Here is a 22402-nt window from a genome sequence, read left to right as displayed (position 1 = left end):
ACTAAAGGAGGGTTACTGTGGATGCCCTGGAGGCTATCGCCAAAAGAAAAAGTGTGCGGGATTATAAAAAAGATCAGATTCCAGATGCAGCATTAGCGGCTATCATAGCTGCCGGTCAAAATGCTCCCTGTGCCAGCCCATATCATATTACGGTGGTGCAGGATAAAGGATTGCTACAGCATATTTCAAATCTTGCCCTGGAAGCCATGAAGAACTCGGGCAATGAATTTTTAATGAGCCGCGCCGCATTACCGGGATATGACCCTCTCTACGGCGCCCCTACCCTGTTCCTTCTTTCTGCCCCGCAAGGGCCTTATAGCCTTGCCACCGCTTCTTGCGCTGCCACCAGCATGATCATCGCCGCAACAGCTCTGGGATTGGGTTCATGCTACCTGATTACCCCAACCCTTGCCTTCAAAGCCGATAAGGAACTTGCCGCCAGAGCGGGCATTCCCGAAGGTTACGAAATCATGTGCGCTGTAGTTGCAGGCTACAAAGCGGGAGAGAAATTTGCCGTGGAAAGGGTAAAAGAAAACAACGTTAATTATGTAAGATAATATAACGGGTTCCTGGTTAAAGGAGCAGGCCCGGTATTTTTGCCGGACCTGCTCCCATATTTTAAAACACTACAGGAAAGTCTAGTTACCACTAAATGGGTAATTGTATTACCACGAAACCCTGCGAAAGGCCAGATAAGAGTAAAATATGGTGCTAACGACGGCTATAAGGATGCAGGCCATGGGCAGGATAAAGTTTGCCGGCGGCGGCAGGAAGGCCGCGACGATGAACATAAACCCGGCCAGGATAAAGGCATAACCGGAAAAGCGGTGGGTGCGCCGCCAGACTTCCTCATTGGCCAGGGTCCAGGGGGTGCGGACGCCGAAGAAGTAATTGAGACGCGCCTGGGGCAGGTAGTTGCCGATCAGGATAAAGAGCAACCCTACCGCCAGGGGTACTACCCGGCCGACCAGGCTGGCCGGGCCGCCCAGGGCCACGACCAGGGTGGTGGCATAAATCACCCCCATAAAGAAGACCATCCCCAGACGCACTATCTGGTAAGCCCGGTCAAAACGGGTATAATTTTCCCGCTTGGGATCAAGGTAAGGAACAAAAAGCAGGAGCAGGTAAATGCCCCCGGTCATCAGGGGCAGGGCGAAGGCGCCCCAGAAGCGGTTAAAGTAATTATCAACCTCGCCCCGGAAGTTCCAGTGGGCCGGGACCAGGTCCGGCAGGCGGGGGTAAACCAGGATGCCGGCAACAAGCATGGCGGCCAGGACCACCAGGGCGGGCCAGTCGCGGGCTATTATTTTACCGGTAACGCGATACCTATTTTCCATTCTCTTTACGCGCCTCCCCTTTTTTGGCTGGCTGCCGTTCCGTTATTGTCCCCAGCAGGTCGAACAGCCATCCCGCAATATCCTGAAAAACAGTGGTGTTCAGGGAATAGATGACGTACTGCCCCTTTTTCTCATCCTGCACCAGGCCCGCCTCCTTAAGAACACTGAGGTGGTGGGAGATGGTCGGCCAGGAGAGGTCGAAGGCTGCGGCAATCTCCCCGGCGGCCATATCTCCCCGGGCCAGCCGGCGCAGGATTTCCCGGCGGGTCTCATCACCCAGGGCCTTGAAGAGGGCGTTTAACCCCATGGCCTTTCATCCTTCCCTTCCGGGATATTTAGAAATAAATCTAATTAACCACAATATAACTTTCGCCAGCTTGTTTGTCAAGGGAAATGGCGATTAGAAAAACAACAAAGAAGGGGGAGAAAGCGCGCTTGTGGTCTTACTGGCCACCCCGCCTGCATCCGGCAAGGGGCCCGCACCTATTTAAACATAACATACAGGGCGGCGGCGATGGACAGGAGGGCGGCTTCCGGCAGGATGAGCATTTTGAGGACTTTACGCAGGTCGGCTTTAAAGAAGTCGACGGTCAATGTCAGGCACAGGTGCATGGGGGTAAACATGGCCCCGGTAAATGTGGCCACAAAGACAAATACCACGAGGGGCATTTCTATCTGACCGCCGGTAGCAGCCACCACTACGGGGAAAATTATCCCCATGGAGTAAGAAACAGTGCCGGTGATCAAACCGACCAGGAAGCCGAACGTCCCGAAAACCACGAACTCCGGTATGGCCAGGGTTTCCAGGAGGTAGGCCAGGCCGTCGACGGCCCGGGTTTCTAAAATTATCTGCTTGAAGAACATGATACCCAGAACGAGGAGCAGGGTTTTTACCTGCACGGCTTCCCGGCTCATCCGGAAGGCGCGGGCGGGGGTATAACGGTGGCGGATCAGGAGCACCGCTACGACGAGGCCAACGGCCGCCCACATCTTGACCTGCAGCAGCAGGACCATTAAAACTACGGCCAGGACCGGGGAGATGTTGATAAGGACCTCCCTGGCAAGGAGAAAATAGTCGGTGCTGCTGTGTTCCTTGACCACTGGGATCCGCCGCAGGACGGGTATTCCCAGCAGGGCCACCAGCAGGGCATAGGGAACCGTAGCCTGGATTAATTGCGCCAGGGGTATCCCGCAAACACGGGCGGTTATTAAAAGACTCGGGTAGAGGGGCAGGCAGTACTCCCATATGTGGCGGTAAAAATAATTGACGAAACTTTTCTCTTCCGCGGTCAGGGGAGTGTCAGCTGCCGCCTGGGCGACCAGGGGGGCAGAAAATAGGGCACCCCCCAGGGAAGGCATCAAGCCTATCAAGGCTGGCAACACCGCTAACAGGAGGCGGCGGTTATGCAGGAGGTTACGTAAACTGGCCAGCATCCTTTCCAGGTAACCGTGCTTGCCCAGGAGGTGTTCCAGCAACATAATCAGTAAAAGGACTATCTCCAGTTCAATGGTGGCCGGGTCCGTAATGGTTTGCCCGAAGGTGGTCAGAAAGGCGACCGGGCTGAGGCGGTAAAGAATGGCGAGGAGGCATGAACTCCCAAAAATTACCGGTGCCAGCGGGGCCCGCAGCCAGAGAAGCACCATCATCAATGCGAAGACGGCTAACAATTTAAAGGCAGGCAAGGGTTCACCTTCCCGGGAGTTTTTTGCCTAAAAAGGATGGCATAAGTGTTTATTAAATTGATAAAGTTATTACAACGGCTTTCTGGCTTATTTTACTATACCTGCGTAGCGGTTACAAGTGGTGATTAGACTGAGTCGATATCGTTCGTGTCCTCCAGAGGCTCAAGTATTATCAGCGAATCGACCTGGCGAGGCCGCCGCCCGGCACGTTAACTAAAAAGCTTTAGCTCCGGTTGACCGGAGCTAAAGCTTTGGTAGCCAGATGGTTAATTACTCACAGTCCCCAGGGCTTTATTCAATGCGGTGACGCCTTCGACAGGCAGGGAGACCCTGCCGGCATCGCGGCCCTGTTCATCATAGCCCCTGGCAAAAATTTCAGTAGCCAGGATGGTTACCCGGGGGATGGGAAAAGTCCACACCTGTTGACTGCCAGTTTCAGCTTGCTTGCTGGCCTGGCCGAGGAGGGTATAATCCTTCTCGGTTACCCCCGTCCCGGTTGGTACGGCCCAGATCTCCACCCGGGCCAGGCTTTTCCCCTTAATTACCAGGTCGGGTGGAGCAATAGTGAAAGAGTCAATGCTGGCAGCGAGGTTTTCCTCGCCGTTACTCGCCGGGGTAGGGGATTGTACCGGCATGACGGAGTTCACCCGCATGATGGGTCCCTGCATATAGATATTGGGCTCCTTGGTGAGGGTTCCTATCACCATCACCGTCCGGCCGGCGTATTTCTCCAGATCCTTAGCTACACCGGTGGAGCCTTCTTCTGGCAGCAGCACCAGGCGGTCCCGGTCAGTTTCCAGTTCAAAGTGACGGCCTTCGACGTTGCTCACCACCAGCTTACCGATGGCCCTAATTTTTTTATTCAGGTAGTAGATGCTTACCCACGCCGGGTAGTAATTGCCGTAGTAACCTGTCCAGCCGCCTATGTTCCGTACCAGCTCCACTACCGACCCGCCGTCCAGGGATTGCAGGCATAGAGAGCCGCTGCCGGCGCTGTCCAGGCGCAGGAAGTAGAGGTCCTGCCCGTCCGGGGAGACGGAGGGGTAGCAGTCGGCATTTTCGGGCAGGCCGGCTGTCAGAGGCCGGGCCCGGCCGTTGCTCGCCGCCAACCAGATACGCTGGTCGCTCACCAGCACTCCGGATAGTTGCTTGCCTTTCCAGGCTGTTGTTTCCAGGCCGCGGCAGAAGAGGACGCCGTCATATGGGGCGGGTAGCCACAGGGGTTGGGTATCCACCCTGCCGGGCTGGTCGTAAAATGTAATCTTACCTCCCGGAAGGGTTACAATACACAGGCGCTTGTTGGCCGTCGCTTCCCTGCCGCTGCCCTGGATAAAGGCCAGTCTATCGCCGTCCGGGGACCAGGCCAGCCACTGGCGGTAGGGCAGGCTGGTCCCCAGGTCAAGGGGTTGACGGGGATTATCTAAGTCCAGCACCTCGAGGGGTACCCCGTCGGCGGAGAGGGAAGCTGCGTTGAAGTGGAGGTAGTAGGCCAGGTAGCGGCCGTTGGGAGACCACTTTAATCCTGTTGCATAGCTGAAATAGATCTCGTCCACCGCTGTCCCGGCCTCGCCCAGGGTGAGCAAATTATGGCGCTCGCCCTTCAAGGTCAGGCGGTCGATACGCAGGGGCTGATCTTCAGTGCGCGGCAGGGAGAGGGCCAGGCTCTGGCCGTCCGGAGCCCAGGCGAAGTCTTCTACCAGCTCACCTTTGTCCGGTATCAGCGTCGTTACTCTAGCCTGGCCGCTTTCTATAGCGGCGAGCTTCAGGTTCATATCCGGGGCGTAACCGCCACCAGGCCCCTGGGTACTGTAGGCCAGGATGCTGGCTGCCGGCGACCAGGACGCCTTTGCCAGCACCGGCCGCGGGTCTACCTGGAAGGCGCCACTCCCGTCGGCCTTAACCACCCAGAGGTAAGGTTTGGCGGCCCACTCTTCCTGCTTTTCCCGTTGCAGGTAGGCCAGCCACTGGCCGTCGGGGGACCAGCCCAGAATCGTCACGACGGTGCCTTCTTTAGTTACCCGTACCGGTTTGGCCCCAGTACGGCTACCGTCCAGGAGATAGAGGATACCGTTGGCGGTAAAGGCAACCCGCGCCGGGAAGGCCCCGCTGTATGCCCGTTCCGGTACCGGCGCCGGCGGGGTGGTGATGGTGGCCGTCAGGTTCTGTTCATCCCAGGCCACCGCGGCGCCCAGGACTCCCGCCAGGAAACGCAAAGGCGCTATGCTGCGGCCGTTAATTATTTGCACTGGCACAGGGAGGGAGAGCTTCTCGCCATTTTTCAATGCTTCTTTGCTGCCAACCTTCAAGACGATGGTGGTTTCCGGCGTGGTGATTAAAACCGTCCTGCTCTCGTCGCTCCAGGCCACCCTGGCCTGGAGGGCCGCCGCCAGGTTTCTTACAGGGACCAGAAGGTAGCCGTCCTGGATAACAGCCGGCTCCTCCAGGTTGAGCTCCCGGCCGTCGACAAAAATAGCTATCCCTTCCGTCTTGGCCAGGGCGGTGGCGGGGATGAGCCCTGCCAGCAGGAAGAATAAGGCCAGCAGGACCAGGGACTTAAGTGGTTTCTGGGCGTGATACATGGATTATGCCTCCTTTTGTCTTTCTCCTAATTTTACAGACGCTGGAAGGGAGGCATTGGTTCCCGCCTTTAAGGATCATCCAGGCCCAGCGGGCGCGGACTATGGCCATCACCATGGAAACCCGCGGTTTCGGCGCCGGTCCCCGCATTTCGTTGCGGACTTCTACCTTCCGGCGACTGGACCCGGGAGTAATCTCCGGTTGTTTGTTCCTTACTGCGGCCCTGGTGGTCGTCGCCCTCCGCTAAAGCTTTATTTTCCTCCTGACGGCCATCCAGTTGATGTTTATCCCCACCGTCAGGTATGCCTTTACCATCATACCGCTCTTAATGCTCACCGCCGCCTGGCTGCTGGACCTCCTGTTCGGGCCGGGAAAAACGGCGTGAAAGGCAATTTTTATAGCGGGACATGGGAACCGGGAAGGTTCAACCGGCGTCTATATAAATTAAGAAGCTGCTTATGAGGGGTTGATGCCCCTTTAGAGGAGACCCTCATGGTGGCGTGGCCACCTCGCCGACATCCCACATCTCATTGCAGAGGAAGGTGAAAAATTAATGCGCAAGTTATTGCTGTTCGCCGTACCGGCCCTGATACTGGCCCTGGTTCTCCTGGGAACCTTCGGGTCGGTTCCGGCCCTGACCAGGCTTTTGACCGGGGCGGCCTTCGGGGCCACCGGTGCTGCCGGCGGGTCCGGGGACGACCAGGGCCGGCCGCCGGAACTGCCGGTGGTGGGTTCCTATGCCAACCTGAAGGCCCTGCTGGAGAAGGTGCAGCGGGAGAAGCCCCGTTACGGCGTCGGCGTCATGATGAAAGCCGACATGGCGGCAAACACGGTCCATGAGGCCGCCCCGATGCGGGCGCCAGCCGCGGCCCCGGCGGCTTCGCCGGGAGCGAATTACTCCCGCACTAACGTCCAGGTAGCCGGTGTGGATGAGGCTGACATCGTCAAAACCGATGGCCAGTACATCTACCAGGTCAACGGCCGGCGGGTGGTGGTGGCGCGGGCCTACCCGGCGGCGGCGATGCAGGTGACCAGCATCCTGGCATTTCCGGAAGAAAAGTTCACCCCGCGGGAACTCTATGTCGACGATAAATACCTGGTGGTCATCGGGTCCACCCACCGGGATATTCCCTGGCAGCCGGCCGGGCCGCCCTTAAAACCGCAAACCGGACCCAGCGGAGGTGCCCCGCAGCCGCCCGGGGGACCACAGGACCCCGCTGCGGCCGGCAGTCCTGCTCAAATAGCTCCCCTGCTGCGCCCCGGTGGCCCGGTGCCGGAAATCTTCCCCCCGCCTACCCGCAGGGAGACGGTAGTTAAAGCGATTATTTACGACCTGGGTGACAGGGAGCATCTCAAGCAGGTCCGGGAGGTAGAGCTGGAAGGGAATTATGTTTCTTCGCGTAAGATCGGCACCGCCCTGTACCTGGTGGCCAACCGCTACCTTGACTACTACTACATCATGAACGAGAAGGGGGACGCCCGACCGTCCTACCGCGATTCCGCCCGCGGTTCCAGCTGGGTGCTCGTTGATTACCGGGACATCCGCTACTTCCCCGACTTCGCCGACGCCAATTACCTGCTGGTAGCCGGACTGAACCTGGACCGCCCGCAGGAGGAAATGCATATAGCCACCTACCTGGGGGCCGGGGAAAACATCTACGCCTCCCCGGAGAACCTGTATGTGGCTGTTACCCATTACCGGGCGCCGGAGGTCAAGCCCCTGCCGCAGCCGGCTCCCGGCCTGCAGCCAGATACGTCCGCTTCCTCAGTAGCGGTACCGCCGCGCCGGCCCTTTATCTGGCCCAGGCCGGCCGGAGATGCCAGAACTACTCTGTATAAATTTGCCCTGGATCAGGGACGCACAAAGTACCTGGCCCAGGGCGAAGTTCCGGGAACGGTGCTGAACCAATTTTCCATGGACGAGTACCAGGGTTACTTCCGCGTGGCTACTACCAGGGGTGAGGTCTGGCGTAGCGATGCATACACCGCTAAGAATAACGTCTACATTCTCGATGCGGGGCTGCAGGTGGCAGGCCGACTGGAGGACATCGCCCCCGGCGAGCGCATCTATTCGGTGCGTTTCATGGGCGGCCGCGGCTACATGGTCACCTTCAAGAAAGTGGACCCCCTCTTTGTTATCGACCTCCAGGACCCGCAGCAGCCGAAGATCCTGGGCGCCCTGAAGATTCCCGGCTACAGCGATTACCTGCATCCCTACGATGAAAACTATATCATCGGTTTTGGCAAGGATACCATCGAGATGCCGGTCAAAGACTTCCAGGGTAACGAGCGGGACACCATGACCTTTTACCAGGGGATGAAGATGGCCCTTTTCGATGTCAGCGACGTCCAGCACCCAGTGGAGAAATTCAAGGAGAGCATCGGCGACCGTGGTACTGACTCCGAACTGCTGCGTAACCACAAGGCCCTCCTTTTTGATCGGGAGAAGGGCTTGCTGGCCTTCCCCGTCACCGTCATGGAAGTAAAAAATAAGGCAGCGGCCAGTCCCGGTGGCCCGCCGGCTTACGGCGAGTTCACCTTCCAGGGGGCCTACGTTTACCATATTAACCTGGAGCAGGGCTTTACCCTGCGCGGCCGGGTCACCCACCTGGACGACCAGGACTTCTTGCGGGCCGGGCAGCACCGGTACGAAGACCAGAAAAACGTGAATCGCATCCTCTACATCGACAATTCCCTCTACACCCTCTCCCGGGCGATGATCAAGGCCCACGACCTGACCACCCTGCAGGAGCAAAACACCCTGGCTATACCCGTTGAGTAAAGGCGGGAACAATATTGGCTCTCCAGAAAGCCCGGCAACGATTTGGAAGTACTCCGCCGCCATGGCGGCAACCTTACCTTTGCCTCCCCACCGGGCATGGGCTTTGCGTCACCATGACCCTGCCGGAGGCGCCGCCAGAACCGGCACCCCCTGATTCTGTAACAACTTCTTAATATCTCGTCATAGCTTTGCAACACCCGGGTGCTATAGCAGGAAGTGAGGTTTTCCGGGCGGTTTAGGGTGCAACCACCGGTGCAAGACCCTAACCGCATTGATGGCAGGCCCGGCGGTGCTTATTTATTGAGTTGCTTGATTAGCCCTTCCAGTCGCTGCCGGTAGGCAACCGGATCGCGGCAAGCATGATCAAAAGCACTCTTACCCCGGGGCCAGTGCCTGGCGATGAGGCCTTTAATACCGGCCACGGCCCCAGGGTAAAAATTCAACGGATCAAAGTCTACTTCCCGGGCACCGGCCATGCCGGCCGCTTTTGTTATGGCGGCAAGGTCTTCAGGAGCATCCGTCAGGCCTGGTATCACCGGGGCGACAAAAACCCAGGTCTTGATGCCGGCCCCGGCCAGCTTTTCCAGGGCCGCCAGGCGCCGGGAAGGAGAAGGCGCGCCGGGTTCCAGCACCCCGGCCAGTTTGTCATCCAGGGTAGTAATGGTAAAGCCGACCTCGGCGGCGGGCATTGCCCTTAATAGCTCTACATCCCTAATGACCAGGTCAGATTTGGTGAGGATGGATACTTCCAACCCGCTCCGGGTTAATAGTTCCAAACACCTTCGCGTCAGGCCATATTTTCTTTCGATAGCCTGGTAGGCGTCAGTAACGCTGGCCAGCATAACCTTTCCCTTTTTGGGCCTCCTTAACTGGGCGGCCAGCACTTCGACAAAGTTCGTCTTGACCTGGACGAAGAAACCCCATTTTTCCTGGCAGCCGCTGAAGCGCGCCATGCAGCTGGCATAACAATAGATGCATCCATGGCTGCACCCGGTATAAGGGTTCAAACAGTAGTCCATGCCGGGGATGCGGGAACGGTTGAGGGCGCTCCGACAGGCGGTTTCATATAATTTAAACATGGCTCCCTACATGTCTCCATTCTGATTGGGCAAGTTAGAGTTCCTACTGGTTTTGGGTACTTTCGGCCGCCAATTAAGTAGCTATTATATATACAGCAGCGGCTACGACGAGAAGTGCCGCTTCGGGGAGCACCAGCATCCGGAGGACCTGGCGCAGGTCGGCGCGGAAGAAATCGACCGTCAGGGTCAGGCAGAGGTGCATGGGAGTGAACATGGCTCCCGTAAATCCGGCTATAAAAACAAACACCGCCAGGGGCATACTTACCTGCCCGCCGGTAGCAGCCACCACGACGGGAAAAATAATGCCCATGGAATAAGAAACCGTGCCGGTTATTATGCCTACCAGCAAGCCGAATATCCCGAAGACGATAAACTCCGGTACGGCCAGTGCTTCCAGGAGGTAGGAAAGGCTGGCCACAGCCCCGGTAGTTAGAATCATCTGTTTAAAGAACATGATCCCCAGGACGAGGACCAGGATTTTCACCTGTACGGCTTCCCGGAAGAGAGGCAAGAATTGCAGCGGGGTATAGCGGTGGCGCACCAGGAGCACTCCCAGAACCAGCCCTACGGCAATGAGGACCCGTACTTGAAATACCAGGACCATTAGCACTATGGCTAGCACGGGCAGGATGTTGAGCAGTACCTCTTTAACCAGGGGATAGCAGCCGGTGCCGGGACGGCCCTTTGCTACCGGGATACGCCGCAGGAACGGCCACCCCAGCAGGGCTACCAGCAGGCCGTAAGGAAGCAGGGCCTGGATTAATTTTGTCAGGGGCAGTTCGCAGACCCGGGAGGTGATTAAAAGGCTGGGGTAAAGGGGCAGGCAGTATTCCCAGATGTGGCGGTAATAATAATTGATAAAGCTTTTTTCCTCGGCGGACAGGGGGGTATCCGCCGTTGCCTGGGCGACCAGGGGGGCGGAAAAGAAGGCGCCGCCCAGGGAAGGCATCAGGCCGATAAAGGCGGGTAACATGGCCGCCAGGAGGCGGCGGTTGGGGAGGAGGTTGTGTAAACCGGCCAGCATCCTATCCAGGTAGCCATGCTTCCCCAGCAAACGCTCAAAAAGCATAATCAGCACCAGGACAATCTCCAATTCAATGGTGGCCGGGTCCGTAAGGGTTTGCCTTAGGGCAGCCAGAAAAGCGGCCGGGGCAAGGCGGTAAAGGAGGGCCAGGAGGCATGAACTCCCGAAAATCACCGGCGCCAGCGGGGCGCGCAGCCAGAGGAGCACCATCATCAATGCAAAGACGGAGAGCAGTTTTAAGGCCGGCAAAAGTGCACCTTCCCGGGATTTTTTCTATCTGGCGGGTGCCCAGCAAACAAGTGTTGATCAATTGGCAAAGTTAATGCAGCTACTTCCTTGCTTCATCTTACTATACCCGGAGGCTGTTTACAAGGGGTCCGGTTTAACCGGTTTAAATGGGCGTACCGCCAGGCGAGGGGTAATGCCCCGGTCGTTACCGGGCTGGTTCGGTGCGTTCTGCGGCGTCCTGCCTTTCCATTCGTGCTTGTTCCGCCCGTTCTACCTGCGAAGGGCCTCCCAGCGGAGGACCGCTCAAAAAACCGAGATGGTAGTCCACCTGACCGATGGTGACGGCACCATTTCTTCCCTGTAAGAAAATCATCGATAATAAATCGTAAGCCGCTGGTAACTGCTCATAACATCTTCCACGACTTAGGAAGTATCTGGTCGGGAACTCACTCCCCATCTTACGGGGTAACGGAAACGGAGAAGATTTTAGCGGAGGGAATCAAGTAGTGGTTCCTTTCGTCTATATGTAAGAGAACAGCTATAAGTAGGGGTTCAAGAAGCTGCCGGAACTCGAGGGAGCATACGAGTAACATGACGGAAAGCATTGACTGCCTGCGACCTAGCCCGGGCTCTGGAAAAGTGCAAGAAGGTGCGGAAACTGGACTTTGTGACAGGTAAGGCAGGCTGGCTCCTGCTGGCAACAGCGGACGGCCAGGGAACGGAACTGCTGAAGAGCACGGACGGGGGGTCAACCTGGCAACTGGTTCCGATAGATATTGATGCTGGCCAGCGGGAGTAACGAGTAACGTCGTGCAAAGCCCTGGACAAAAGCCGCTGGCAGATAACGGACGCGGCGGTGTTCCCTGTGTCCTGCTGGGCATGGCTGTAGGAAAGCTAACCAGCCGCTAGAAAGGATAGGCCGGCTGAAGGCTTGCGCGCGTCCTTTATAAATGTCCGATAGTCCAATAGTTGAAGAGGTGGGCTGGGTGACCAGTTTTTCCTATGAGCGTGAAGCAATAGATTACCTTGCCGCTGTCGCCAAGGGATTCCCCCAAGCGAAGGTCTATCGCGGCCAGGGCGCCGCCAACCGCTTCGACGTACCCGGCTGGAACCTGCCGGTCCTGCAGCGGTTCCAGTTTGGCGATCTCCGGCTGGAAACGCCCGGCGAAACTATCATCGTAGAAACCGAGAGCGCCGGTGGAGTGACCAACCTGGTCAAGTACTGGCCGTTTTTGGCCTCCGGAGCCGTGGAGAAGCGGCTGATCCTTCTGCACCTGTTCCAGGTAGCCAGTGAGGGGGATTACATAGCCCACCGTCGCCTTTGGGGCTACCTGGTTGAACGGATGAAAGAGGACCTCCAGACGCGCTGTGGAGTCCTCTACGGCCAGCACTGGGAGGCACACCTGTTTACGTATCGCTCCTTGGAGGAACTGGAAGCAATTCAGCATTTGCTTCAGGAGAGGCTGGCGGGGCGGTAAAAGGTTTAGGTTCAGCGGGAAAGTGACGGCGCAAATCAGAACAAAGGGAAAACGAAGGAGGGCAGGAGATGCGAATACTACTTTCCGGGGACACAGGCCTGATCGGGCGGGCGCTTAAAACGGCGGCCGGTACCGGGGCGAGGAGAACAGTGGCCGGGGAGGTGAGGACGTGAGCCTGGACGGGCGGATGTGGCGCTTGTATCTCCCGGCCGGGAGCGGGACCACCGTTGTCCCACTGCGGAACCTAGCCCTGGCCCTGGACTTGCGGTTAACCTGGAATGGTTCCACGGCTACGGCCGAATTGGAGACGGAGAGGTTGATAATATCGGCTCCTGGTCCGGTGCCGCGCTAGTGGTTCTGAGGGCGGCCCATCCGCATGTCCTGAAGCTAGACGAACTGGTGGAAGCGGTTCTGGTTTTGCGCCGGAAGCTGGAGGCAGCGCGCCGTATGAAGGCTTCAAGGCCCGTCAGGCGGTCGGTCTCGCGGTTGATTATTTCCAGCCCGCGCCCAGTTCCCGTTCTTCCACCGGCAGTCCTTCCAGCAGGGTGACTACAAAGCCCTTGATGGAAGTTAAAGGAGTACGCAGTTCATTGGGAGATGGAGCTAACAAATTCGCTTTTTAGCCTGTCCAGCCGCTGCAATTCCTGAGTCATGTGATTTAGAGTATCGGCCAGGCGACCAATCTCATCGTTAAAGTGACAAGTGACGGTAACGTTCAAGTTGCCACAGCTCTCGGTTCATGGTTAGCCCCTTCTGACCGCCGGGCCTTTGCCTTTATCTGCCCGTTACCCGCACCTTTTTTAGCTCCTTGAGGAGCCACTTCCCTTCCCGGTTAGCGAATATCACCTGGACCCCGGCTGCCGGCCCGCTGGCGATGGTAAGGGGCCCCTGTACCTCCGCTGCCGGGTCGGGCAATTCCAAAAGCCATCTCTGGCCCAGGGGCTGCTGTATAAGACCCCATTCCTTAGCCTTGCTTACGAGTCTGGGCTCCAGAGCCCACTGGGCCGCCTGGTCCTCCTGCCCCAAGCTCAGGTGGTAGATAAATTCCACCAGGGCACTGTAGGCGGTAGATACTGTCTCGGCGGCCACCCGCTTGTAATTTCCGCCTTGCCTTCGCCAGACATCCCGAAACCGGCGGTGCGGCCCCGCATTGGCCTCGTGGAATATTTGATCTTTACCATCCCCTGCTTCCCAGGAATCGCTTTGCAAGATAAACTCTTCCAGGCTGGCTCCCGTAAAAATAATATTGCCGTAGCTGTTGCGCTATTCCCGGGACAGTGGCCTCCAGAGGATTTGCCAGCCATCGTCCTGCCGGCGCAAAAGATAAAGTTCCGGGCGCGGGGAGCCGCTGCCCGAAAAAGCGCTATCGTAAACGGCGGCCATCTCGGCGCCACCTTCCGGGCAAAGAGCCAGGCGCCCGCTTAAGGCCTGGTGGGTAGATCCCAGGCCGTGAATCTGGGCCTCAGCACTGTAGAAAGCCTGGTACTTAAGCCGGCCGTTCCCCCGGGCCGATGGCTCTTCTTCCCACCAGTAAATGAGGTGGACATCAATGGTGCCGTCATAGGGCCCGGCCTTAAGATCGACCAGCAAGGTTTCGGGCAAGCCGCCCGCCCCTTGTGCTTTCACGGTAAGACAGACTGCCGTCTTTCCCGGCCGGAGCATAAGTCAACACTTCCAGCTGGTTGCCCGCGGAAGCGCCGATAGTCCAGCCTATGATAATCTCAGGCGGACCATCGCCAGTAAGATCCTCTAGCTCTAGAACGTCTAGTCCAGGAGGGCCGGGTTTCTCTTTCTGCCAGACTTTTTGCCAACCTTGAGGGGTGCGGTGGGCGATAAAAACGCCGGCCATTTGTTCTGGGCCCTGGTAACCCACCACCAATTCCCGCTCACCGTCTCCGTCCAGATCTTCTGCGGCAATAGCCTTTTGCCCCCCGGCTTCGCCGTCCGGGGATAGTAACTGGCGGACTTCGGCCACGGTTTGGCCGGGTGCCAGCAACTCCTGAACGGCTTTAGCGATTTCATCCACCTGTCCGGACACCGCAGGTGGTCTGATGGCAGCCAGCGGGCTGGGGAGGCTGCACCCGCCGAGGAAAAAGATTGTCCCCATGATTAAGGCACACCACTTTTTTAAGCAGGGCACGAGAGCCACTCCTTTGCTTCTTTTTAAATTCTAACTTCATCCTATCATCTCCTTCCCGGCAAAGGGTTACAAAATGGTTAACGGTTGAAATTTAAGCAAGAATTGATGCATGACTTCCATGAGGGCATCTTCCTCACCGCTCTAGGTTTTGATTAAGAAACAAAAAGCCTGCCGCTAAAAAGGCAGGTTAAGCTTGGAGCCCGCTTCGAAACGCTCGAACAAGCTTAGCTGCAGCTCGAAGTAGGCATTGAAAAGAAAGAAAGATCAGCTGGTAAGTTACCTTTCCTGCTACCTGCTCCTGTGTTAAAATTAGGAACGAATTACCACAAAAAAGGAGCAGGTGATGGTTAGGCATGAAGGTATCGCTGCGTATAGTTGTCATTCTTTTATTCTTGTTGCTGATCCCGCCAGCAGCCGCCTGGGCTGACCCCTGGCAGGACTACCAGCGCGCCGGGGAACTGGAGGCCGGTGACCCGGCCACGGCCGAGAGCCTCTACCGCAACGCCGCCGCTGCTTTTGAGGCCAGCGGCGACCTGATCAACGCCGGCCTGGCCTGGCAGAAGATCTTCCGCCTCTGCGACCGCCAGGGGAAACTGGCCGAGGCCGGGGCAGCCTACGTGAAGGAGGCCGCCCTCTTCCAGCAGGCAGGGGTACCCGACTGGGCCTGGGGGGATACGGCCCGGGGCGAGAGCCTGAAATCGGTGCTGCGCCTCTTTTTCCCGGTGACGGATCCCGGGCGGATAACCCTGGCTAAATTTGAGCCGGCTGCCGGCACCTACCTGGGCCTTTATGAAGAGCGGGGGCCTGCCGGGAACGACTACAACCGGGTCAAAGACCTTTACGGTCGCCAGCACGCCCTCTATTTAGGCTACGGCCATATCTACGGGCCGGGCAACTTTGTTTTACCCCGGGATACGATGGAGAAAGCTCGGCAGGTGCCTGGCGCGGGCCTGGTCCTGGCCCTGGAGCCCAACGGTGGCATGGAGGGCCTGCAGGAGGAGGATCTGGTGGCCATCGCCCGGGAGCTTGCCGCCTATAAAATCCCTGTTTTTCTCCGATTCGCCTCGGAAATGAATATGGAGGGCACCAACGCCTGGCATGGCGACCCCGCTGCCTACGTCGCCTGGTTTCGCCGGGCGGCGACCATTATGCACCAGGAAGCACCTAACGTGGCCATGGTCTGGAACCCCTTTGATATTGTCCAGCCGGAGGGGGTCAAAGCCGCGGCCCTGGAGTATTACCCCGGCGATGACTATGTCGACTGGGTGGGGGTCAACTTCTACAGCGACTACTACCTGAGCGGCCGCGCCGATCAACCGGGGGCGGGCCTGGATCCCCTGCAGCGCCTGGACTACTGGTACCGCATTTTCGCCGGCCGCAAGCCCCTGATGGTGGGCGAGTTCGGCATTGCCCACACGGTGTTGAGCCCCGGCCGGGCCGATGTCAGCCGCTGGGCCGCCTTTAATATTCGTAAATTCTACCGCACCCTGCCCCTCCTCTACCCGCGGGTCAAGGCGGTGGTCTACTTTGATCTCAACGAAAGCGACCCCCTCTACACCCAGGCGAAGGTGAGCGATTATCGCCTGGATGACAACCGGGAGGTTTTGACCGCCTACCGGGAAGCCATCGCCAGCCCCCACTACCTGGAACAGGTCGGCCAGGAAGCCCCCGGAACCTACCGGGAACTCGAGGATCGCATGGCCATCCAGGGGGAAGTTACCCTGGGGGCCGCCGTCAAGCTTTACGACCCCTTCATCAGCAGGGTGGAATATTACTTAAATGGCGAGCTTGTGGGTAGCCCTGCCAGCCCGCCCTACCAGCTAAGCATTGATTTCAACCGCCTGGCTGGGGAAGGGAGCCTCGTAGTTAAGGCCTATGACAGCCAGGGCCGGGAAGCCATTAGCCGCACCTTTACCATTTATGGGAGCGCCGTGCCGGTGGCCATTACCCCCGGGCAGAAGGGCTACACCAGTAATGGCCAGGCGCAGGCGATGGATGTCGCCCCCTTTATTGAAAACGACCGCACCTACGTCCCCCTGCGTTACCTGGCCCTGGCCCTGGGTGTTCCCGAGGAAGGCATTGGCTGGGATCCCGCCACTGAGACGGTAACCCTGCAGGGAGCCGGTCATGTTCTGCGGTTTTATTCCGGCCGGGCGGAGATGGAACGCGACGGCCAGCGGGAAAGCCTGGATGTAGCCCCCCTGAACCGTTATGACCGGGTTTTCCTCCCGGCCCGTTATGTCGCCGAAGCCCTGGGGTACCGGGTCACCTGGTCCCCGGCCCGGCAGCAGGTGCTGGTAACCCGGGAATAATGATGCCGTGGATGATACCATAATTCGGAAAATATTAAGAGTAATGACGGGGGTGTGATTTGTGGAGATCCCCTTTGCCCGCTGGTACCCACTTATAACCTGCCCAAACGCCTGGACTGCGGCATAGCCATGCTGCATATCGAAGTGGCTGCCTTATACCACGGCGTCAGGGGCTGCTAGCAGTTCCTGGACGCCCCGCAGGTGGCCCGCTTTTCCTGGTAATGGTACCGCGTCAGCGGCATAGATCTACCCGGGACATGGAGGGTAAACTTTGGCTGCCATAACGCCGGCACTTCAAGTAGAAGGCCTGACACTTCAAATCGGATTTTTTTATATTGAGGCGGATTATGCCTGTTATGCCTGCCCGTCATCGGCCGGCTGAACGTATAAACATCTCTTCGCGCGCGTTATGTACATGACAGATAAACTTCGCTTTTTTTCGACCAGTAATTAGTGGGACATAACCAGATCACCAATCAGGAGAGGAAAAAATGAAGCTCAGCTTTTTAAGCCTAGTTCCTTTTATTGCTTTCATCATCGGGAAAGCTATGGGTGGAAGTTTTAAAAAGATGATTGATGAAATGTATAAACTAGACAAGGTTGGGTTTGGTTTTGTTGGTATGATTATTTTGGATCTTACTAAAGATAATCCGGAGATGATCCCGTACGCTTGGATTGCGGGACATTTATTTGCTTTTATTTTTTTCTGGGCCAATAGAAGAAATGTTCCTCTCTTGATCGTTGGCGTTGGTATGTTTCTCAATTTTTTTGTTGTCACCGCAAATGGATTTGCGATGCCCGTTGAGGAAGCGCATGTCACACGCGACCCCGAACTGATGAATCTATATTTAAAAAAGGGACTTGATCCTCTGCATGCATTTGCAACGAACGAAACCCGTTTTTATTTTCTTTCCGATGTCGTTTACCTTCCTCGCTTGTTATGGTTTCATCCATCGGTTGTGAGTCCTGGTGACCTCGTAAAGGCGGTCGGAGCGTTGTTCCTCATTCCCACGCTCATGCTACGCAAGAAGGAGTGAGCATACAAAGTAACAATCCATAGAACAGTGACAAACCATAGAGCAGCTTCTAATCAAAGCGTCTGTCTGACATTGGTGGTGCTTTGCCTGACCACCTTCGTTGGGAGGATGAGGGATGAAGCCATGGCGAAGATGGCTTTTCGGAGCCGCCCTCTTGTTGGGGTTCTTATTGCTTCTGGTGTTTGAAAGTGTTTTAGGGTCGCACCGCCTGACCGTGGAAACGGTGGAGGTTCGCTTGGAGACGCTTCCTCCAGAGCTTGATGGTCTTCGCATCATTCAGTTGAGCGATGTACACTACGGCTTTGGGTGGTTTCGCCACAAGGACCGCGTGATCAGCGTGATCGAGCGCGTTCGCTCCCTTTCCCCTGACGTGGTCGTCTTGACCGGCGATCTTCTTGACATGTCGGCGCCGCCTTCCCTTGTGGATGCATTACCTCTTGAAGGGATTAAGGCGCCTTTGGGGGCGTATGCTGTCCTAGGCAACCACGACCATGCGGTGGGCCAAGCCGTTGTTGTACGCGCCCTTGCAGGCAAAGGCATCAACGTCTTGGTGAACGAAAGCGTTCGTCTGGAGAACGGTGGAGTGCCGTTTTGGCTCGTGGGCGTGGACGACCCTTTCACCGGTGAGCCTGATTTGGACAAGGCTCTAACGAACGTGCCCATGGACGCTTTTAAAATCCTGCTGGCTCATGCCCCGGATTTTGCTCCAAGGGCGGCCGAAGCCGGCCTTCCCCTTGTGCTTTCAGGCCACAGCCACGGGGGGCAAGTTTGCCTGCCGGGCGTCGGCGGCCTCGCTTATCCGCCCCTAGGGCGCAAATACTCTCAAGGTTTGCACCGTGTTGAAGGGACGAGAACATGGGTATACACGAATCGCGGCCTCGGGACGTCCATTGTGCCCGTTCGCCTCTTTTGTCCGCCGGAGGTGACGGTCCTTACCTTACGGGCCACGAGGGAGCCGGCGCCTCGCTAATTTAAGGACAACCCAAAGGAGTCGGGTTAGCCCAGGTAGGCGGGAGGCCGGCCGAATCACCAGGCCCAAAGCAAAGACGCCTTATAATGGACCCATAAAACTAGACACGAAAACAGGAGGGCCTAAGCGTCAAATGAATACGGCATTCACCCATCCATACTTAACTGCTGGAGAAATATGGTAGTAGAAAAGTCGCCCTCTTTCTTCACCGATGAACAAAAAATTGAAAACATAACGGTTCCAGGTGAATTACAGCCCAGCTGCGGAAGGAAGGATTCTTGGTCAACCGCAAAGCCGTCCGGCGCTGGGCCTGGTGGCCATTTACCCGGGAACCAATTTAAGCAGGCGCAACCAGGAACACCACTATGGTAATGACGAATGATATAAAATCCCAGCTTGTTACCTTTATAGGGCTCTGAGGTAGCATTTCTTGCCTAAATCTTTATTATTCTAATAACCAACCATTGGATTCTTTTTGTAAAATAGTCGGGCTAATGGAATTCACATATATATTAAAGTAAGGTGGTCGAGTAGAGGTATGCCTCGTGGCATACCCCCAGTATCTTACTCGTACCGTAAAGCCTCGATGGGGTCCAGGCGGGCGGCCTTGTTGGCCGGGTAAAGGCCAAAGAAGAGGCCCACGGCTGTGCTGAAGGCAAAGGCCAGCACGACCGTGCTCCAGGAAACCAGGGGCGGCCAGTGGGCGAAATGGGCGATGACAAAGGCGCCGCCGGCACCGATAAGCATCCCCAGGACGCCGCCCACCAGGCTGATGGTAATGGCCTCCACCAGGAACTGGCCCAGGATATCCCGGCGCCTGGCCCCCAGGGCCATGCGGATACCGATTTCCCGCGTCCGTTCCGTAACCGAAACCAGCATGATATTCATAACGCCGATGCCGCCGACAAAAAGGGAGATGGCGGCAATGGCCCCGATAATCAAGGTTAAAATTCCGGTCACCCGGTTGGCCACGGCCATTTGCTGTTCCATGCTCACTGTCTGGTAGCGGCCCGGCTGGGCATTATGCCGCCGCTCCAGAACCCGCACCGCCAGCTTCATGGCTGTATCCACCTGGTCCTTGCTGGCAGCCTGTCCTTCCAGCTGGTTGATCAGGCGCCGGGAAAAAAGTTGCTGCCAGTAGGTGATGGGAATATAAACGGTACGGGACTGGTCGCCACCGGTTAAAAAGGAGGTGTCGGCCTTAGTAACCCCCACAATGACGGCGCTGGCCCCTTTCAGGAGCACCTGCTTGCCGACCACATCCCGGGAGCGAAAAAGCTCTACGGCCAGCTTTTCATCCACGACCACAGCCGGCCGGGCGGCAGCTACGTCGGCAACCGTTAAAAAACGGCCGCGGAGCATCTCGACATTGCGCACCGGTCCATAATCGGCAGTCGTACCCTGGACAGTTACCGCCTGTTCTTTGCGGCCCGAGGTAATGCTCGCCTGGCTGAAGCTGGAAGGGGCCAGGTATTTCACCGCCGGCACCAGTTCCTTGATGGCCGCCACATCCTCCAGGGTTAACTCGTTCTCCCGCGGCATTTGGCTGCTGTCCCAGGGTATATAAACGGCAAAAAGGTTACTACCAATCTTTTCCATTTCCTGCATCAGGAGGGCGCGACCCCCTTCGCCCACCGCCACCACGGCGATGACGGCAGCGATGCCAATGGTGATTCCCAGCATGGTCAGGAAAGAGCGCAGTTTGTTGCTCCAGATGCCCTCCAGGGCCAGGAAAAAACCTTCCAGTAAATTCATTGCCCCTGCCCTTCCTTCCCGGACGCCAGGAGTTCCCTCGCTTTTAACGGCCGGGGCACCTTTTCTTCCTTAAGCAAACACCCGTCGCGAAAATGAAGGATGCGCCCGGCGTGGCAGGCAATATCCCGCTCGTGGGTTACCAGGACGATAGTCGCGCCGGCCTCATGGAGTTCCTGGAAGATAGCCATAATCTCCTCCCCCGAGCGGCTGTCCAGGTTGCCGGTGGGCTCGTCGGCCAGGATTACCGCCGGCCGGTTGACCAGGGCCCGGGCAATGGCCACCCGCTGGCGCTGGCCGCCGGAAAGCTCATTGGGCCGGTGGCGGTAGCGATCCGCCAGGCCTACGCGCTCCAGGGCCGCCAGGGCCTGCTGCCGCCTTTCCGCGCCGGGCACGCCGGCATAGATCAGGGGCAATTCCACGTTGCGCAGGGCTGTCTGGCGGGGCAGCAGGTTAAAGGTCTGGAAGACAAAGCCGACTTTCTGGTTGCGCACCCGGGCCAGGGCTTCCTCCCGCAGGCCTTCCACCGGCTGGCCGTCTAAAAAATAGCGGCCGCCGCTGGGCCGGTCCAGGCAGCCCAGGATATGCATGAGGGTCGATTTGCCGGAACCGGAGGGCCCCATAATGGCCACAAACTCCCCCGCCTTTACCTCCAGGGAAATATCCACCAGGGCCGGCACTTCAATATTCCCCAGGCGGTAGACCTTGCTTACCCCTTCGAGGCGGATCACTGCTTTTCCCCCTCGGGTTTGACGGCCACCCCGTCTTTGATTTTATCGGTGGGATTTAAGATTACCTGATCGCCCGCTTTAAGGCCTGAAGTCACTTCGATATAGAGTTCATTCTCCAGCCCCGTCTGGACAACCACCCTCTGCGCCTTGCCGTCGACAATACGGTAGACATAACGTTGACCCTTTTCCTCCTGGATGGCTTCAAAGGGGAGGGTCAGGGCCTTCGGCCGGGCGGCAGTAGTTATTTTTAAATCGACGCTATATCCCGGTTTCAACAGGGGCGCCGGCCCGGCCAGGGCGATAATGGCCTCGACCGTCGTTTCTGCCCCCTGCTGGGACTGCCGGGTCACCGCCGCCGGCGCCACCCGCACTACCTTGCCCTGGTAGGTTGTTCCCCAGAAGGCGCGGCCGGTAATAACCACTTCCTGGCCCGGTTGCAGGCTGCCGCTGTCGGCTTCGGCCACACTGGCCCGGACCTGGAGAGTCGCCGGGTCGCCCACCCGCAACAGGGCCGTACCCGGGCTCACCCATTGCCCGGCCCTGATATTCACCTCCAGCACCATGCCCGTTACCGGGGCGGCGACGGTGGTCGCACCCAGTTGTTCCCGGGCTGCCGCGGCGGTGAGTTCCGCCTGGTGAAGTTGCGCTTCCAGGGCGGCTATATCCTCAGGCCGGGGGCCGGAAGTCATGACTTTCAGTTTGGCTTCGGCCTGCTCAACCTGCAACTCCTGCTGGGCGACTTCGTTCTGCGCCGCTTCCAGTTCGATTGCTGGTATCGCCCCGGCAGCGGCCAGTTCGCGGGTCCGCGCCAGTTTCCTTTGCGCCTCCTGGAGGTTTAAGCGGGCCTGTTTCAGGGCGACTTTGGCTGCCGTAATTTCCTCCGGTCCGGCCCCGGCCTGGCCTTTGTTCAGGTTGGCCCGGGCCACGGCCACCGCCGCTTCCGCTTCCCGGACCTTAGCTGTCAAGTCCGTGGCCTCCAGGCGCACCAGGGTTTGCCCCTTTTCTACCCGGTCACCGGGTTGCACCAGGACTGACACCACCCGGCCGGCAACGGTAGCTGTAACCTCCTGTTCCACGGCCAGCTCCGCCCGGCCGGATGTCAGTACGGTGGTGGTCATATCGCGTTCCTCTACCGCGGCCACCTTGACGGGTAACCCGCGGGGCTGGCGGCTCCGATAGACATTGGCGGTAATTATTCCCCCGATGACGACGATTATCCCGGCAACGGCTAAAATTCGTTTCAGCATGACAACCTCCCGGTACGGCACCAGC

Annotated in this window: 25 protein-coding genes; 11 read left to right on the top strand and 14 right to left on the bottom strand. The window is 57.9% G+C overall.

Annotation, left to right across the window (positions count from 1 at the left end; all coding sequences use genetic code 11):
- Positions 1-17 precede the first annotated feature (17 nt).
- Positions 18-557 (top strand): nitroreductase family protein, encoded by a 540-nt coding sequence (locus tag MOMUL_RS00180; RefSeq protein ID WP_062279995.1) that lies wholly within the window; start codon positions 18-20, stop codon positions 555-557.
- 108 nt (positions 558-665) lie between these two features.
- Here the strand turns inward: MOMUL_RS00180 and MOMUL_RS00175 are convergent, their stop codons facing one another.
- The 4 genes from MOMUL_RS00175 to MOMUL_RS00160 all read right to left on the bottom strand — a co-directional run bounded on the left by MOMUL_RS00175 (position 666) and on the right by MOMUL_RS00160 (position 5599).
- The gene (locus MOMUL_RS00175; protein WP_062279992.1) at positions 666-1337 is read right to left on the bottom strand and encodes an SdpI family protein; all 672 of its coding nucleotides are present in this window, start codon (positions 1335-1337) and stop codon (positions 666-668) included.
- On the bottom strand, positions 1327-1644 hold the full coding sequence (locus tag MOMUL_RS00170) for an autorepressor SdpR family transcription factor (protein WP_062279990.1): 318 nt from the start codon (positions 1642-1644) through the stop codon (positions 1327-1329). Before MOMUL_RS00170 ends, MOMUL_RS00175 begins: the two co-directional genes overlap by 11 nt.
- Positions 1645-1820: 176 nt before the next feature.
- On the bottom strand, positions 1821-3020 hold the full coding sequence (locus MOMUL_RS00165) for a DUF401 family protein (RefSeq protein ID WP_062279987.1): 1200 nt from the start codon (positions 3018-3020) through the stop codon (positions 1821-1823).
- Positions 3021-3286: 266 nt separating this feature from the next.
- A complete protein-coding gene (locus MOMUL_RS00160; RefSeq protein WP_062279984.1) occupies positions 3287-5599 on the bottom strand; it encodes a stalk domain-containing protein in 2313 nt (770 codons plus the stop codon).
- Positions 5600-5604: 5 nt separating this feature from the next.
- Between MOMUL_RS00160 and MOMUL_RS16820 the strand changes: the two genes are divergently transcribed.
- On the top strand, positions 5605-5844 hold the full coding sequence (locus MOMUL_RS16820) for a hypothetical protein (protein ID WP_062279981.1): 240 nt from the start codon (positions 5605-5607) through the stop codon (positions 5842-5844).
- Positions 5845-6150: 306 nt separating this feature from the next.
- On the top strand, positions 6151-8379 hold the full coding sequence (locus tag MOMUL_RS00150) for a beta-propeller domain-containing protein (RefSeq protein WP_062279979.1): 2229 nt from the start codon (positions 6151-6153) through the stop codon (positions 8377-8379).
- Positions 8380-8672: 293 nt separating this feature from the next.
- On the opposite strand, the gene MOMUL_RS00145 is transcribed toward MOMUL_RS00150, so the two are convergent.
- The 3 genes from MOMUL_RS00145 to MOMUL_RS16470 all read right to left on the bottom strand — a co-directional run bounded on the left by MOMUL_RS00145 (position 8673) and on the right by MOMUL_RS16470 (position 11083).
- Positions 8673-9458, bottom strand: a complete 786-nt coding sequence (locus MOMUL_RS00145; RefSeq protein ID WP_062279976.1) for an SPL family radical SAM protein — start codon at positions 9456-9458, stop codon at positions 8673-8675.
- Positions 9459-9531: 73 nt separating this feature from the next.
- Positions 9532-10731 (bottom strand): DUF401 family protein, encoded by a 1200-nt coding sequence (locus MOMUL_RS00140; RefSeq protein ID WP_062279973.1) that lies wholly within the window; start codon positions 10729-10731, stop codon positions 9532-9534.
- A gap of 184 nt (positions 10732-10915) precedes the next feature.
- Complete coding sequence (locus MOMUL_RS16470; RefSeq protein ID WP_161484940.1) at positions 10916-11083, bottom strand: hypothetical protein; 168 nt, start codon at positions 11081-11083, stop codon at positions 10916-10918.
- Positions 11084-11314: 231 nt separating this feature from the next.
- On the opposite strand from MOMUL_RS16470, the gene MOMUL_RS00135 reads away from it, so the two are divergent.
- The 3 genes from MOMUL_RS00135 to MOMUL_RS00125 all read left to right on the top strand — a co-directional run bounded on the left by MOMUL_RS00135 (position 11315) and on the right by MOMUL_RS00125 (position 12540).
- Positions 11315-11509, top strand: coding sequence for a hypothetical protein (locus MOMUL_RS00135; protein WP_062279970.1), 195 nt, complete (start codon positions 11315-11317; stop codon positions 11507-11509).
- 151 nt (positions 11510-11660) lie between these two features.
- Positions 11661-12188, top strand: coding sequence for a hypothetical protein (locus tag MOMUL_RS00130; RefSeq protein ID WP_161484939.1), 528 nt, complete (start codon positions 11661-11663; stop codon positions 12186-12188).
- Positions 12189-12357: 169 nt separating this feature from the next.
- On the top strand, positions 12358-12540 hold the full coding sequence (locus MOMUL_RS00125) for a stalk domain-containing protein (protein ID WP_062279964.1): 183 nt from the start codon (positions 12358-12360) through the stop codon (positions 12538-12540).
- Positions 12541-12775: 235 nt separating this feature from the next.
- Here MOMUL_RS00125 and MOMUL_RS17710 read toward each other — a convergent pair whose 3' ends face one another.
- Genes MOMUL_RS17710 through MOMUL_RS00110 form a run of 4 tightly spaced genes read right to left on the bottom strand, consistent with a single transcriptional unit; the run spans position 12776 to position 14328 of the window.
- The gene (locus tag MOMUL_RS17710; RefSeq protein WP_201786437.1) at positions 12776-12907 is read right to left on the bottom strand and encodes a HAMP domain-containing protein; all 132 of its coding nucleotides are present in this window, start codon (positions 12905-12907) and stop codon (positions 12776-12778) included.
- Between the two features lie 55 nt (positions 12908-12962).
- Positions 12963-13397, bottom strand: coding sequence for a hypothetical protein (locus tag MOMUL_RS00120; RefSeq protein WP_062279961.1), 435 nt, complete (start codon positions 13395-13397; stop codon positions 12963-12965).
- Between the two features lie 54 nt (positions 13398-13451).
- Positions 13452-13790: a hypothetical protein gene (locus MOMUL_RS00115; protein ID WP_062279958.1), complete on the bottom strand. Its 339-nt coding sequence runs from the start codon at positions 13788-13790 to the stop codon at positions 13452-13454.
- A complete protein-coding gene (locus MOMUL_RS00110) occupies positions 13762-14328 on the bottom strand; it encodes a VCBS repeat-containing protein (RefSeq protein WP_062279955.1) in 567 nt (188 codons plus the stop codon). Before MOMUL_RS00110 ends, MOMUL_RS00115 begins: the two co-directional genes overlap by 29 nt.
- 353 nt (positions 14329-14681) lie before the next feature.
- Between MOMUL_RS00110 and MOMUL_RS00105 the strand changes: the two genes are divergently transcribed.
- The 5 genes from MOMUL_RS00105 (at position 14682) to MOMUL_RS16465 (ending at position 19029) form a co-directional block, all read left to right on the top strand.
- On the top strand, positions 14682-16640 hold the full coding sequence (locus tag MOMUL_RS00105; protein ID WP_062279953.1) for a stalk domain-containing protein: 1959 nt from the start codon (positions 14682-14684) through the stop codon (positions 16638-16640).
- A 54-nt stretch (positions 16641-16694) separates the two neighbouring features.
- Positions 16695-16820, top strand: coding sequence for a hypothetical protein (locus MOMUL_RS17445; RefSeq protein WP_269085170.1), 126 nt, complete (start codon positions 16695-16697; stop codon positions 16818-16820).
- 311 nt (positions 16821-17131) lie between these two features.
- On the top strand, positions 17132-17677 hold the full coding sequence (locus tag MOMUL_RS00100; protein ID WP_062279950.1) for a DUF5317 family protein: 546 nt from the start codon (positions 17132-17134) through the stop codon (positions 17675-17677).
- A gap of 115 nt (positions 17678-17792) precedes the next feature.
- Entirely contained in the window at positions 17793-18647 is an 855-nt protein-coding gene (locus tag MOMUL_RS00095) for a metallophosphoesterase (RefSeq protein ID WP_062279947.1), read from the top strand.
- A gap of 244 nt (positions 18648-18891) precedes the next feature.
- Entirely contained in the window at positions 18892-19029 is a 138-nt protein-coding gene (locus tag MOMUL_RS16465; RefSeq protein WP_161484938.1) for a hypothetical protein, read from the top strand.
- A gap of 182 nt (positions 19030-19211) precedes the next feature.
- Here MOMUL_RS16465 and MOMUL_RS00090 read toward each other — a convergent pair whose 3' ends face one another.
- Genes MOMUL_RS00090 through MOMUL_RS00080 form a run of 3 tightly spaced genes read right to left on the bottom strand, consistent with a single transcriptional unit; the run spans position 19212 to position 22398 of the window.
- Positions 19212-20402, bottom strand: a complete 1191-nt coding sequence (locus tag MOMUL_RS00090; protein ID WP_062279944.1) for an ABC transporter permease — start codon at positions 20400-20402, stop codon at positions 19212-19214.
- Positions 20399-21130: an ABC transporter ATP-binding protein gene (locus MOMUL_RS00085; protein WP_062279941.1), complete on the bottom strand. Its 732-nt coding sequence runs from the start codon at positions 21128-21130 to the stop codon at positions 20399-20401. Before MOMUL_RS00085 ends, MOMUL_RS00090 begins: the two co-directional genes overlap by 4 nt.
- The gene (locus tag MOMUL_RS00080) at positions 21127-22398 is read right to left on the bottom strand and encodes an efflux RND transporter periplasmic adaptor subunit (RefSeq protein WP_153018180.1); all 1272 of its coding nucleotides are present in this window, start codon (positions 22396-22398) and stop codon (positions 21127-21129) included. Before MOMUL_RS00080 ends, MOMUL_RS00085 begins: the two co-directional genes overlap by 4 nt.
- Positions 22399-22402: the final 4 nt, after the last annotated feature.

The organism is Moorella mulderi DSM 14980, assembly GCF_001594015.1.
GTDB classification, from domain to species: domain Bacteria; phylum Bacillota; class DSM-521; order Neomoorellales; family Neomoorellaceae; genus Neomoorella; species Neomoorella mulderi.
This window is presented reverse-complemented; position numbering and strand designations above follow the sequence as displayed.

Coding starts and splice junctions, on each gene's coding strand:
- MOMUL_RS00170 (WP_062279990.1), bottom strand. CDS start 1,644: ATGGGGTTAAACGCCCTCTTCAAGGCCCTGGGTGATGAGACCCGCCGG.
- MOMUL_RS00095 (WP_062279947.1), top strand. CDS start 17,793: ATGAAGCCATGGCGAAGATGGCTTTTCGGAGCCGCCCTCTTGTTGGGG.
- MOMUL_RS16470 (WP_161484940.1), bottom strand. CDS start 11,083: ATGATTTTCTTACAGGGAAGAAATGGTGCCGTCACCATCGGTCAGGTG.
- MOMUL_RS00090 (WP_062279944.1), bottom strand. CDS start 20,402: ATGAATTTACTGGAAGGTTTTTTCCTGGCCCTGGAGGGCATCTGGAGC.
- MOMUL_RS00100 (WP_062279950.1), top strand. CDS start 17,132: ATGAAGCTCAGCTTTTTAAGCCTAGTTCCTTTTATTGCTTTCATCATC.
- MOMUL_RS00175 (WP_062279992.1), bottom strand. CDS start 1,337: ATGGAAAATAGGTATCGCGTTACCGGTAAAATAATAGCCCGCGACTGG.
- MOMUL_RS00130 (WP_161484939.1), top strand. CDS start 11,661: ATGTCCGATAGTCCAATAGTTGAAGAGGTGGGCTGGGTGACCAGTTTT.
- MOMUL_RS00105 (WP_062279953.1), top strand. CDS start 14,682: ATGAAGGTATCGCTGCGTATAGTTGTCATTCTTTTATTCTTGTTGCTG.
- MOMUL_RS00160 (WP_062279984.1), bottom strand. CDS start 5,599: ATGTATCACGCCCAGAAACCACTTAAGTCCCTGGTCCTGCTGGCCTTA.
- MOMUL_RS00150 (WP_062279979.1), top strand. CDS start 6,151: ATGCGCAAGTTATTGCTGTTCGCCGTACCGGCCCTGATACTGGCCCTG.
- MOMUL_RS00145 (WP_062279976.1), bottom strand. CDS start 9,458: ATGTTTAAATTATATGAAACCGCCTGTCGGAGCGCCCTCAACCGTTCC.
- MOMUL_RS16820 (WP_062279981.1), top strand. CDS start 5,605: ATGCCTCCTTTTGTCTTTCTCCTAATTTTACAGACGCTGGAAGGGAGG.